The 11,247-nt window shown below is 58.1% G+C and carries 12 protein-coding genes; 4 read left to right on the forward strand and 8 right to left on the reverse strand.

Features of this window, described 5'->3' with window-relative positions; translation table 11 throughout:
* Positions 1-198 precede the first annotated feature (198 nt).
* On the forward strand, positions 199-621 hold the full coding sequence (locus ABX75_RS20010; RefSeq protein ID WP_034101039.1) for an OsmC family protein: 423 nt from the start codon (positions 199-201) through the stop codon (positions 619-621).
* Between the two features lie 62 nt (positions 622-683).
* Here the strand turns inward: ABX75_RS20010 and coq7 are convergent, their stop codons facing one another.
* From coq7 to hemJ, 6 genes are all read right to left on the reverse strand, one after another.
* A complete protein-coding gene (coq7, locus tag ABX75_RS20015) occupies positions 684-1,331 on the reverse strand; it encodes a 2-polyprenyl-3-methyl-6-methoxy-1,4-benzoquinone monooxygenase (protein WP_034115264.1) in 648 nt (215 codons plus the stop codon).
* A 117-nt stretch (positions 1,332-1,448) separates the two neighbouring features.
* Positions 1,449-1,787, reverse strand: a complete 339-nt coding sequence (locus ABX75_RS20020; protein WP_034101037.1) for a histidine triad nucleotide-binding protein — start codon at positions 1,785-1,787, stop codon at positions 1,449-1,451.
* Between the two features lie 46 nt (positions 1,788-1,833).
* Positions 1,834-2,622, reverse strand: a complete 789-nt coding sequence (locus tag ABX75_RS20025) for an SDR family oxidoreductase (RefSeq protein ID WP_047882516.1) — start codon at positions 2,620-2,622, stop codon at positions 1,834-1,836.
* Positions 2,623-2,684: 62 nt separating this feature from the next.
* Positions 2,685-3,647, reverse strand: coding sequence for a DUF805 domain-containing protein (locus ABX75_RS20030; RefSeq protein ID WP_047882517.1), 963 nt, complete (start codon positions 3,645-3,647; stop codon positions 2,685-2,687).
* Positions 3,648-3,718: 71 nt separating this feature from the next.
* Positions 3,719-4,681, reverse strand: coding sequence for a nitronate monooxygenase family protein (locus tag ABX75_RS20035; RefSeq protein ID WP_047882518.1), 963 nt, complete (start codon positions 4,679-4,681; stop codon positions 3,719-3,721).
* Positions 4,682-4,705: 24 nt separating this feature from the next.
* Positions 4,706-5,134, reverse strand: coding sequence for a protoporphyrinogen oxidase HemJ (gene hemJ / locus ABX75_RS20040; RefSeq protein ID WP_034101032.1), 429 nt, complete (start codon positions 5,132-5,134; stop codon positions 4,706-4,708).
* 135 nt (positions 5,135-5,269) lie between these two features.
* On the opposite strand from hemJ, the gene argC reads away from it, so the two are divergent.
* Positions 5,270-6,304, forward strand: coding sequence for an N-acetyl-gamma-glutamyl-phosphate reductase (gene argC / locus ABX75_RS20045; protein WP_034115262.1), 1,035 nt, complete (start codon positions 5,270-5,272; stop codon positions 6,302-6,304).
* A gap of 164 nt (positions 6,305-6,468) precedes the next feature.
* Entirely contained in the window at positions 6,469-6,819 is a 351-nt protein-coding gene (gene erpA, locus ABX75_RS20050; RefSeq protein ID WP_007906865.1) for an iron-sulfur cluster insertion protein ErpA, read from the forward strand.
* 65 nt (positions 6,820-6,884) lie between these two features.
* Here erpA and ABX75_RS20055 read toward each other — a convergent pair whose 3' ends face one another.
* Complete coding sequence (locus ABX75_RS20055) at positions 6,885-7,976, reverse strand: anhydro-N-acetylmuramic acid kinase (RefSeq protein WP_047882519.1); 1,092 nt, start codon at positions 7,974-7,976, stop codon at positions 6,885-6,887.
* 3 nt (positions 7,977-7,979) lie between these two features.
* Positions 7,980-9,398, reverse strand: coding sequence for a peptidoglycan DD-metalloendopeptidase family protein (locus ABX75_RS20060; protein ID WP_034101027.1), 1,419 nt, complete (start codon positions 9,396-9,398; stop codon positions 7,980-7,982).
* A gap of 211 nt (positions 9,399-9,609) precedes the next feature.
* Between ABX75_RS20060 and tyrS the strand changes: the two genes are divergently transcribed.
* A complete protein-coding gene (gene tyrS, locus ABX75_RS20065; RefSeq protein ID WP_034101026.1) occupies positions 9,610-10,809 on the forward strand; it encodes a tyrosine--tRNA ligase in 1,200 nt (399 codons plus the stop codon).
* Positions 10,810-11,247 lie beyond the last annotated feature (438 nt).

Genomic DNA, 11,247 nt, shown 5'->3' on the forward strand with positions numbered 1-11,247 from the left:
AGCGTATCGGCACAGAGACAAGCTGGATAAAGTGTGGCAATGAGCCATCGATTTGACGCCAGCTTAACAGACACATTCTGACTCGATTAGGGAATTTACCGAGCAAACCCTGTTATCGATTCACTTTCATGGGATGCGCTGCCGTGATCGGCCCCTGTGCTAAGCTGGCGGCCCTTTTTAAGCAGTGGAGTCTGGGCGATGAAGGCACGCATCCAATGGGCGGGCGAAGCCATGTTCCTCGGTGAGTCGGGCAGTGGCCATGTGGTGGTCATGGATGGCCCGCCGGAAGCCGGTGGCCGTAACCTGGGTGTACGCCCGATGGAAATGCTCCTGCTGGGTGTAGGTGGTTGCAGCAATTTCGATGTGGTCAGCATCCTGAAAAAATCCCGTCAGGCCGTGGAAAGCTGCGAAGCCTTCCTGGACGCCGAGCGCGCCAGCGAAGATCCGAAGGTCTTCACCAAGATCCATATGCACTTCGTGGTGAAAGGCCGGGGGTTGAAAGAGGCTCAGGTCAAACGTGCCATCGAATTGTCGGCGGAGAAATACTGCTCGGCGTCGATCATGTTGGGCGCGGCCGGTGTGGCCATTACCCATGATTACGAAATCGTCGAGTTGGGTTGATAACCCGTCGACCAAAGAAAAGGGCGCTTTGAAAGCGCCCTTTTTTGCGTCTGCCGTTTGGGTCAGATGCGGTACGTGCTTTTGGTCATGACCTTGGCCAGCAGGCTCATGCCGAAGCGTACCGGTGCCGGGAAGCGGAAGCCGCCCGCGTCCAGTGCGCTTTCGGCGTGGTGTTCTTCGTCGACGCGCATCTGTTCAAGAATGGCGCGGGACTTTTCGTCTTCACTGGGCAGTTGTTCCAGATGCTCGTCCAGGTGCTTGCACACCTGATGTTCCGTGGCCGCGACGAAACCGAGGCTGACCTTGTCGCTGACCAGGCCCGCCACGGCGCCAATGCCAAACGATAAGCCGTAGAACAGCGGGTTCAGCACGCTCGGGTGGCTGCCCAATTGACGGATGCGCTGTTCGCACCACGCCAGGTGGTCGATTTCTTCCTCTGCCGCATGCTCCATGGCCGCGCGCACTTGCGGCAGCTTGGCGGTCAGGGCCTGGCCCTGATACAGCGCCTGGGCACACACTTCGCCGGTATGGTTGATGCGCATCAAACCGGCGACGTGACGGGTGTCGGCCTCGTTCATCTGCACATCGGGCTGCAGCAGGGCGGGCGATGGGCGGTAAGGTTGGCCGCTGAAGGGCAGCAGCGTGCGCATGGCCGTATCGGCTTGCAGCAACAGACGGTCAATCGGCGAGTAGTGACGTTGGGTAGTCATGCTGACCTCCGGGAAGAATCTCGGCGGCCAGTTTACCGCAAGAGAGAGGGGCGCGTTTGCGCTGCGTCAAGGGCATGGGGTCGCAGCCTTGAGACCTGACCCCGGCTTATCGGGCGATCAGCCCGGCGGCCAGTTCATCTGGCGCTGACCCAGGACGTGCATATGGATGTGATAAACGGTTTGTCCGCCCATCTCATTGCAATTCATGACCACGCGGAAACCTTCTTCGCAACCCAGCTCCAGGGCCAGGCGCTGGGCAGTGAACAGGATATGGCCGGCCAGACCTTTATCGGCCTCGGTGAGGTCGTTCAACGTACGGATAGGCTTTTTCGGAATCACCAGAAAATGCACCGGTGCCTGCGGGGCGATGTCGTGGAAAGCGAGGACTTGATCATCTTCGTAGATGATCTTCGCGGGTATTTCTCTGTTGATGATCTTGGTGAACAGAGTATCCACAGCGGTTTCTCCATGATGAAAAGGCAGGTTGAGTGTACTCAGGCGCTCAGCGGGGGCAATAGGCCTTATTGATTGCGCCGGCGATCTTGCGGGCCAGCCAGCGCGGGCTGAATCGAGGGCTGAATGCCAGCCAGCGGTTGCGTCGCCCGGGAATAATGATGGCTTTGTTCTTTTCCAGCGCGCGTACGGTGTAGAGCGCCACTTGCTCCGGGCTCATCAACTGGTCACTGCGTTCGAGCTTGGCGGCGTCCATGTTTGCCGTGCCGAAAAACGCGGTGCGCGTCGGCCCCGGGCACAGCACCGAGACCTTGATGCCGCAGCTTTTCAGCTCTTCGCGCAGGCCCTCGGAAAAATGCAGCACATACGCCTTGCTGGCGTAATAACTGCTCATCCACGGGCCTGGCTGAAAAGCCGCAATCGAGGCGACGTTGAGAATCTGCCCGCCGCCCTGTAACGCCATGGCATTCCCCAAGGCATGACACATGCGGGTCAGGGCGAGGATGTTGACTTCGATCAGATCCTGCTCGGTCATCCAGTCCTGAGCCAGAAACGGCCCGCTGGTACCGATGCCGGCGCAGTTCACCAGCAGATCGATCTGCCGCTCGCCTTCTTCAAGCTCCAGCAGAAACCCGGATAAACGTAGCGGCTCGCCCAGGTCACAGGCGCGAAACAGCACCTCTACGCCAAAGCGTTGAGTCAATTCGATTGCAATGCTTTCCAACTGATCACGCTGGCGGGCCACCAGAATCAAGCTGCGACCGCGACGGGCCAATGCTTCGGCCAAAGCCAGGCCAATGCCACTGGAGGCACCGGTGATCAGAGCGTAACGGGTCATGCGTTTCTCCATCGCAACGTCCCGTGCCGGTGATTGGGGCATCACCGACACGGGGCGTTTCTTTACTGATCTGGAGAGTCTACAGGGTCGGCCGCTTCGTCAGCACTTTGCGTGTCTTCTTCCTCGACGGTACCGCTCTGGTCGGCGTCCTCGTCGTACGTCATGGAGCTGCTTTCGTAGCTGCTGTCCACGTTGCTTTCGAGTTGATCGAGATAGCCGTTCATCCCCAGGCCGACCACGATGATCAACATCAAAGGGATAAACGCCAGCCACAGCGAAGCCAGGACTTTGACCGCGGTGGAGTTGCGCGGCGGAGGCGCGCCGTACTGGTTGGCGCCTGTGTTACCCGGCAATACCAGCAGTAGCAACGGGAAAATGCTGTTGACCAGCGGAACGAGGTTAAGCAAATACAACCAGCCGGACCAGCCCAGGTCGTGCAAGCGCTGCACGCCGATCTGCACGCTCACGACGACCAGCGCCACGAACAGTGCGAAACCCAGCAGCGAGCCGAGGATGATGGCGATGGTCGGCGAGGCAGTCGCCACGGCAAAACCCACGGTGCTCAGGATGCCGGCTGCCACAAGCATTGCGACGGTAAGTACCAGCGTCCATGCCAGGTACCGCAGGCGACCGATGCGCCCATTGATGGTGAACACTTTGAGGGTGGCATATTCCGGCAGGTTGTCACCCACGGCAGCCCGTGGCGGCGCGTACGGTGATCCGGCGGGGCTGGAGAAATCGGTGGAGCCGGAATCCGTTTCGTGGGTTTCGGCGAGACTGAAGGCCACCGGCTGCTCGGCTTCGATGCGTGCATCGACCCCGGCGTTTTTCAGCGCGGTCAGGTAGGTTTCGGCGTCTGGCCGGGACAGGTCGCGTTTGAGCGCGACGGTGCGGCCGGTGAAGAGTTTTTCGATGGCCTCGACGTCACTTTTGAACAGTTCGGCCAAGTTCAGCTTGGCCGTGGTGCTTTCGACACCCGGGAGCAAGGCTCCATCAAACACAATCTTGAAACGGTTGTCGCTCATGCGGGCATCCTTGTCATTCAAACATTAGGGGAGTGCAGGCCCGTGCCAATTCGCGGGCCTTGCAGGGTTGTTCAGCGTGGCCAGTGTAACTGTGTCGCCTGTGTTTGCGCCTCGCGGTATTCGGCATTCAGGCGGGCAACGAGTTCATCGACGCTGGGTAAATCATCAATCTCACCGACACCTTGGCCGGCGGACCAAACAGTCTTCCAGGCCTTGGCTTCGTCGTTCAACGGTTTGAGCTTGGAGCCAAAGTTGACTTCACCTTTGCCTTGCAACGCATTTAAGCCGAAACCGGCGTTTTCCAGGCTCTGGCGCATAAAGCTTGCAGGCACGCCGGAGACAGCGGGAGTGTGCACGATGTCCGCGGCGCGCGATGTGAGCAGCATCTCTTTATACGCATCCGGAGCGTGGCTTTCGGTGGTGCCGATAAAACGGGTGCCCAGATAGGCCAGGTCTGCGCCCATGATTTGAGCAGCGAGAATCTCATGCCCATGGTTGAGGCAACCTGCCAGCAGTACGGTTTTATCGAAGAATTGACGGATCTCGGCGATCAGCGCGAACGGGCTCCAGGTCCCGGCATGACCACCGGCGCCGGCGGCCACGGCGATCAGGCCATCCACGCCGGCTTCGGCGGCTTTTTCGGCGTGCCGCCGGGTAGTGACGTCATGAAACACCAGGCCGCCGTAGCTGTGCACCGCGTCCACCACCTCTTTGACCGCGCCGAGGCTGGTGATGACGATCGGCACTTTGTGCTCGACGCAGATCGCCAAGTCGGCCTCAAGGCGTGGGTTGCTGCCATGCACGATCAGGTTGACGGCATAGGGCGCGGGGCTATCCAACTGCGCCAGACCCGCTTCGATTTCTTCCAGCCAGGCTTTGAAACCGCTGCTTTCACGCTGGTTGAGCGCCGGAAAGCTGCCGACGATCCCGTTGCGGCAACACGCCAGGACCAGCTGTGGGTTGGAAATCAGAAACATCGGCGCAGCCACCACGGGTAGGCGCAGACGTTGTTCGAGCAGAGCGGGCAGCGACATTGGATGTACCCCGATTGATTGACGTTAGAACGGTTTGACCACCACCAAAATTACGACAGCCAGCAATATCAGAACTGGAACTTCATTGAACCAGCGATAAAAGACATGGCTGCGGGTGTTTTCGCCACGGGCAAAACGTTTTACCTGAGCGCCGCACATATGGTGGTAACCGATCAGCAGCACGACCAGGGTCAGCTTGGCGTGAATCCAGCCGCCCGTGCTGAAGATGCCGGGGTTCAGCGCGATCAGCCAGATGCCGAAGACAAGGCTGGCAAGCATCGCCGGATTCATGATGCCGCGGTACAGCTTGCGCTCCATGATGCTGAAGCGTTCCTTGCTGATGGTGTCCTCGCTTTGAGCGTGGTAGACGAACAGGCGTGGCAGGTAGAACAGCGCTGCAAACCAGCAGACGATGCTGACGATGTGGAAGGCTTTGACCCATAGATAGAGCATTTTTAGTTATTCCCAGGTTCACGGTAGCGAGGATAGTAGTGGCAGATGCGTCCATACGTCACGTTGGCGGTTGTCGCAGATCGATGCGGCCCCTATTATCGACGGCTTTCCAGTGGGTTCGTTGAGGGCAGGTTTATGGTCAAGGTCGGTATCGTCGGCGGCACGGGTTACACCGGTGTCGAATTGCTGCGTCTGTTGGCTCAGCATCCGCAAGCTGAGGTGGTGGTCATCACCTCCCGATCCGAGGCGGGCCTGGCTGTGGCGGATATGTACCCGAACCTGCGCGGCCATTACGACGGCCTGGCGTTCAGCGTCCCGGACACCCAAACCTTAGGCGCCTGCGATGTGGTTTTCTTCGCCACACCCCATGGCGTCGCCCATGCACTGGCCGGCGAGTTGCTGGCTGCCGGGACCAAGGTCATCGATCTGTCGGCGGACTTCCGTCTGCAGGACGCCGACGAATGGGCCAAGTGGTACGGTCAGCCTCACGGCGCACCGCAGTTGTTGGAAGAAGCGGTGTACGGTCTGCCGGAAGTCAATCGTGAGCAGATCAAGCAGGCGCGCCTGATCGCCGTGCCGGGTTGCTATCCAACCGCAACTCAGTTGGGGTTCCTGCCGTTGCTCGAAGCCGGCCTAGCGGATGCGTCGCGCCTGATCGCTGATTGCAAATCAGGTGTCAGTGGCGCGGGGCGCGGCGCCGCGGTGGGGTCTTTGTACTCCGAGACGTCGGAAAGCATGAAGGCCTACGCGGTAAAAGGGCATCGTCACTTGCCGGAAATCCGTCAGGGTCTGCGTCGCGCTGCCGGTAAGGACGTTGGGCTGACCTTCGTGCCGCACTTGACCCCCATGATCCGTGGTATCCACTCCACGCTCTACGCGACCGTGACCGATCGTTCGGTAGACCTGCAGGCACTGTTTGAAAAACGCTATGCCAATGAGCCGTTCGTCGACGTAATGCCAGCCGGCAGCCATCCGGAAACCCGCAGCGTACGTGGTGCCAATGTGTGCCGGATCGCCGTGCATCGCCCGCAGGACGGTGACTTGGTCGTGGTGCTGTCGGTGATTGATAACTTGGTCAAAGGCGCGTCAGGCCAGGCAGTACAGAACATGAACATCCTGTTTGGCCTAGATGAGAAGCTGGGCTTGTCCCATGCGGGCATGTTGCCGTAAGGACGTCTGTTGCTTTGCAAAAGGCCCGTTGATCGGGCCTTTTGTGTTTTTAAGCCCTGCCGAGCAGATTGATATACCGTAACAATAGTTGACCGCTTTTCTAGGAGAAGCGGATAATGCCCGCCATTACGCATATGGCGGCGCGACGCCGGGAGATTATCAGCATGAGCGTTGAATCCTTCACCCCCACGGCTTTGCAATTCACCCACGGTGCTGCGCACAAGGTGAAGAGCCTGGTCGATGAAGAGGGTAATGATCGCTTGAAGCTGCGCGTATTCGTTACGGGCGGCGGTTGTTCAGGGTTTCAATATGGTTTTACCTTCGATGAAGAAGTGGCCGATGACGACACCATCGTTGAGCGCGAGGGTGTAAGCCTGGTCGTCGATCCGATGAGCTTCCAGTACCTGGCTGGCGCTGAGGTGGACTATCAGGAAGGTCTGGAAGGCTCGCGTTTTGTGATCAAAAACCCTAATGCCACCACCACCTGTGGTTGCGGGTCTTCGTTCTCGATCTAATCGATAGCGCATACAAAAACGCCGCTTGGCTTTGATCGGCCAAGCGGCGTTTTGCTGTCTGGGGTTCAGGCGGGATAGATCGCGCCGAGTATTCTCAGCCCGCGCGCGCCGGTGACGCTTGGGCGGTTAGCGGGGATACCTTCCAGGCAGCAGTGTGCCAGCCACGCAAATGCCATGGCTTCTACCCAATCCGGGTCAACGCCGTATGGAGCGGTTGTGCTGACGTGAGTGGAGGGCAGTAGATCGGCCAGGCGGTTCATCAGTGTGGTGTTATGGGCGCCACCGCCACAGACCAGTAGGGTTTCAGTGTGGCTTTGTGCTGCTCGCAGAGACTCGACGATGGTCAGCGACGTCAATTCCAGCAAGGTTGCCTGGACATCTTGGGGAGCGAACGTCGGTAGGCGGGCAAGGTGTTGTTGCAGCCAATCCAGATTGAATACTTCACGGCCGGTGCTTTTCGGACCCTTGGTCAAGAAGAATGGATCGCTGAGCAGTGTGCTGAGCAACTGCTGCTGAACGTTCCCGCTGGCGGCCCACTGACCATCACGGTCAAAGTGTTCGCCCCGTTGCCAATGAATCCACGCATCCAGCAGTACGTTGCCTGGTCCGCAGTCGAAGCCCGCGACGGGCTTGTCGGTCTCGATCAGGCTGAGGTTGCTGAACCCGCCCACATTCAACACCGCGCGATTGCCAGTGCGCTCGCCAAACAGTGCCTCATGGAAGGCCGGTACCAGCGGCGCGCCTTGGCCACCCGCTGCCACATCGCGGCTGCGGAAGTCGCTGACGACGGTGATTCCGGTCAATTCAGTGAGCAGTGCTGGGTTGCCGATCTGGACCGTAAAGCCGCGGGAAGGCTCGTGGCGAATTGTCTGGCCGTGGCTGCCGATCGCGCGAATGTCCGTCGGTTTGAGCGCCTGCTGCTCCAGCAAGGCATGAATGCCTTGGGCAGCGAGCGCTACCCAGTGTTGTTGGGCGATGGCCGAGCGGGCAATTTCGTCCGGCCCGCTGGCGCACAGACTCAATAATTCAGTGCGCAGCGTATCTGGCATGGGGATGTAGTGAGTGGCGATCAACTTGATCGCCGAGTCTTGTTCGATCAGCGCGATGTCCAGGCCATCCAGGCTGGTTCCGGACATCACTCCAATATAGCGCGGCATCGCTTAGCGCTTCGCCGATGCCAGCAAGGTAGAGCGCTCCTGATCCATACGCGCCATCAGCGGTTGGCTCTGTTGCATGAAGCGTGCGCGCTCGGCCTTGGCGATGGGGTCGGCCATCGGCAGCTTCTGGCCCAGTGGGTCGACGTGAACGCCGTTGACCTGGAATTCATAATGCAAGTGCGGACCAGTGGATAGGCCGGTGGTGCCGATATAGCCGATCACCTGGCCTTGCTTCACGGTGCCGCCAGTCGTCACGCCTTTGGCGAACCCTTGCATGTGGCCATATAGCGTGCGGTAAGTGTTGCCGTGCTGGATGATCACGGTGTTGCCATAACCGCCTCGACGGCCGGCCAGCAAGACCTTGCCATCGCCGGCAGCCTTGATCGGCGTGCCGCGCGGGGCAGCATAGTCGACACCTTTGTGGGCGCGGATCTTGTTCAGGATCGGATGTTTACGACCCATGGAGAAGCGCGAGCTGATGCGCGCGAAGTCTACCGGGGTACGGATGAAGGCCTTGCGCATGCTGTTGCCATCAGCGGTGTAGTAGCTGGTGTTGCCTTGTTTGTTGGTGTAGCGCACAGCGGTGTAGGTTTTGCCGCGATTGGTGAAGCGCGCGGAAAGAATGTTGCCGGTGCCGACCACTTTGCCGTTGGCGACTTTCTGCTCGTAGATCACGTCGAATTCATCACCCTGGCGGATGTCCTGGGCGAAGTCGATGTCGTAGCCAAACACGTTGGCCATATCCATGGTCATGTTGTGTGACAAGCCGGCGCGGGCGGCGGATTGCGAAAGCGAGCTGTTGATCACGCCGTGAACATAGGCGGAGCGCATCACTGGCTTGGTGGTGATGCGATTGAAGGCATAGCCTTTGGCGCCCTTGGTCAGCGTAATGCTTTCCAGGTCGCTGAGATTGGTGTGCAGGTTGCTCAGTTGGCCATCTGGGGTCAGTTCGAATTCAAGCTTCTGGCCACGTTTGAGCTGGGTGAATTGCTTGGCTTGCTTATCGCTGGCAAGCACTTCGGTTACGGATGCGGCCGGGAGGCCAACCTTTTCGAACAAGGTAGACAGCGTGTCACCTTTAGACACGATCACTTCGCGGTGTTGCGGGTTTTTCGCAGGGGTTGCAGCCGGCGTGGGCTGGCTCTGAGCGGCTTGCTGAGTGTCCTCGGGAGAGCTTTCTATCTGAGCGAAGGGTGATTCGACGGGAGCATTTGTGGCTTGTTGAACGTCAGAAGCGTCTTGATCTTGTGTCAGTTGTTCAGCCGGAGTCTCCAAGTCAAGGCTCAGAGACGTCCGTTTGGCTTCCACGTCACTGGAAGGGAATACCAGGAGTGCCAGGCTGAGAAGAGCGGCGATACCACTTGCGGCGAGCAGGTGGGTCTTCGGGTAAAGCGGCGGCGCTTTAGACGGTTCAGTGGTCATAAGTAATTTTGACTTTGAAAAGATGAAATGGAAAAGATGAATGACATGATGAAGATGAAATAACTGTATAAAATATAACCAAATCATCTGTGGCGCAAGCTCGCGAACGCTGGGCTTGCTGAACGGTGTCCGTTCGCAGGGCAAAACTTGTAATTAGTCCCTGATCTTGTATGGTTGGTTCCCTTTTGAATCTGAGCCTTGCGGGTCTGTTATGAAGTCGGTTGAAGAGCAGCTAGCGCTGATAAAACGTGGTGCGGAAGAACTGTTGGTCGAAGCTGAGCTGATTGAAAAGCTCAAGCGCGGCCAGCCCCTGCGTATCAAGGCCGGCTTTGATCCGACGGCGCCTGATCTGCACCTAGGGCACACCGTGCTTATTAATAAGCTACGTCAGTTCCAAGAGCTGGGGCACCAGGTGATCTTCCTTATAGGTGATTTTACCGGGATGATTGGTGATCCCAGTGGCAAGAGCGCGACGCGCCCTCCGTTGACGCGCGAGCAGGTTCTCGACAATGCCGAGACCTACAAAACCCAAGTGTTCAAGATTCTCGACCCAGCCAAGACCGAAGTGGCCTTCAACTCCACTTGGATGGATCAGATGGGGCCGGCAGACTTTATCCGTCTGACCTCCCAGTACACCGTGGCACGCATGCTGGAGCGCGATGATTTCGACAAGCGCTACTCCACCAATCAGCCGATCGCGATCCACGAGTTCCTCTATCCGCTGGTTCAGGGGTACGACTCGGTAGCGTTGCGCGCGGACGTTGAGCTGGGTGGTACGGATCAGAAGTTCAATCTCCTGATGGGGCGCGAGCTGCAGCGCGCTTATGGGCAGGAGGCTCAGTGCATTCTGACCATGCCTCTATTGGAGGGATTGGATGGTGTTAAGAAGATGTCCAAGTCCTTGGGCAATTACGTGGGCATCCAGGAAGCACCGGGTGTGATGTACGGAAAGCTTGTGTCGATTCCTGATGCGTTGATGTGGCGCTACTTCGAACTGTTGAGCTTCCGCTCGATGGATGAGATTAATGCACTGCGTGCTGAGGTTGAAGCAGGGGCCAACCCTCGTGACGTGAAAATCAAGCTGGCCGAAGAGATCGTTGCGCGCTTTCATGGTGAGGAGGCTGCTGCCAGTGCTCATCGTGCTGCGGGCAATCGTATGAAGGAGGGCGAGTTGCCTGACGACCTGCCGGAGGTCGAGCTGACTGCGACTGAGGCAATGCCAATCGCGGCTGTCCTTAATAAGGCAGGCTTGGTGAAGAACTCGGCGGTTGCGCGTGATCTTTTGGGGTCGGGTGGTGTGCGAGTTGATGGTGAGGTTGTGGATCGCTCCTTTATATATCAGCTGGGTGCGACCCATGTTTGCCAGGCTGGCAAGAAGGCATTTGCGCGTATTACGCTCAAATCGGACTAATCCTGAAATTAAGTGTTGACGGCGAATTATATCTGTCTATAATTCGCCCCACTTCCGGCGCAGTCGAAACGGAAAACTCCTTGGTAAACAAAGAGTTACGCAAGATTCGACAGCGGATCGCTTCAGTTCATCGAAGCCCAGAAGGAGTTGGTAGGGTGGTGTTGTTTGGCTCTATTAACGTTTCGATCTTCTCGATCGAAAGCGGAGAAAAAGAGGTGTTGACAGCAGCGTGTAACGCTGTAGAATTCGCCTCCCGCTAACGAGAGATCGGAGGCGCAAGTGGTTGAAGTTGTTGAAGAAATCTTCGAAAACTTCTGAAAATAATCACTTGACAGCAAATGAGGCTGCTGTAGAATGCGCGCCTCGGTTGAGACGAAAGATCTTAACCAACCGCTCTTTAACAACTGAATCAAGCAATTCGTGTGGGTGCTTGTGGAG

This window comes from Pseudomonas sp. ARP3, assembly GCF_001029595.1.
GTDB lineage: Bacteria > Pseudomonadota > Gammaproteobacteria > Pseudomonadales > Pseudomonadaceae > Aquipseudomonas > Aquipseudomonas rhodesiae.

Coding starts and splice junctions, on each gene's coding strand:
- hemJ (WP_034101032.1), bottom strand. CDS start 5,134: ATGCTCTATCTATGGGTCAAAGCCTTCCACATCGTCAGCATCGTCTGC.
- erpA (WP_007906865.1), top strand. CDS start 6,469: ATGAGCGTTGAATCCTTCACCCCCACGGCTTTGCAATTCACCCACGGT.
- ABX75_RS20055 (WP_047882519.1), bottom strand. CDS start 7,976: ATGCCGCGCTATATTGGAGTGATGTCCGGAACCAGCCTGGATGGCCTG.
- ABX75_RS20030 (WP_047882517.1), bottom strand. CDS start 3,647: ATGAGCGACAACCGTTTCAAGATTGTGTTTGATGGAGCCTTGCTCCCG.
- tyrS (WP_034101026.1), top strand. CDS start 9,610: ATGAAGTCGGTTGAAGAGCAGCTAGCGCTGATAAAACGTGGTGCGGAA.
- coq7 (WP_034115264.1), bottom strand. CDS start 1,331: ATGACTACCCAACGTCACTACTCGCCGATTGACCGTCTGTTGCTGCAA.
- ABX75_RS20025 (WP_047882516.1), bottom strand. CDS start 2,622: ATGACCCGTTACGCTCTGATCACCGGTGCCTCCAGTGGCATTGGCCTG.
- ABX75_RS20010 (WP_034101039.1), top strand. CDS start 199: ATGAAGGCACGCATCCAATGGGCGGGCGAAGCCATGTTCCTCGGTGAG.
- ABX75_RS20035 (WP_047882518.1), bottom strand. CDS start 4,681: ATGTCGCTGCCCGCTCTGCTCGAACAACGTCTGCGCCTACCCGTGGTG.
- ABX75_RS20060 (WP_034101027.1), bottom strand. CDS start 9,398: ATGACCACTGAACCGTCTAAAGCGCCGCCGCTTTACCCGAAGACCCAC.
- argC (WP_034115262.1), top strand. CDS start 5,270: ATGGTCAAGGTCGGTATCGTCGGCGGCACGGGTTACACCGGTGTCGAA.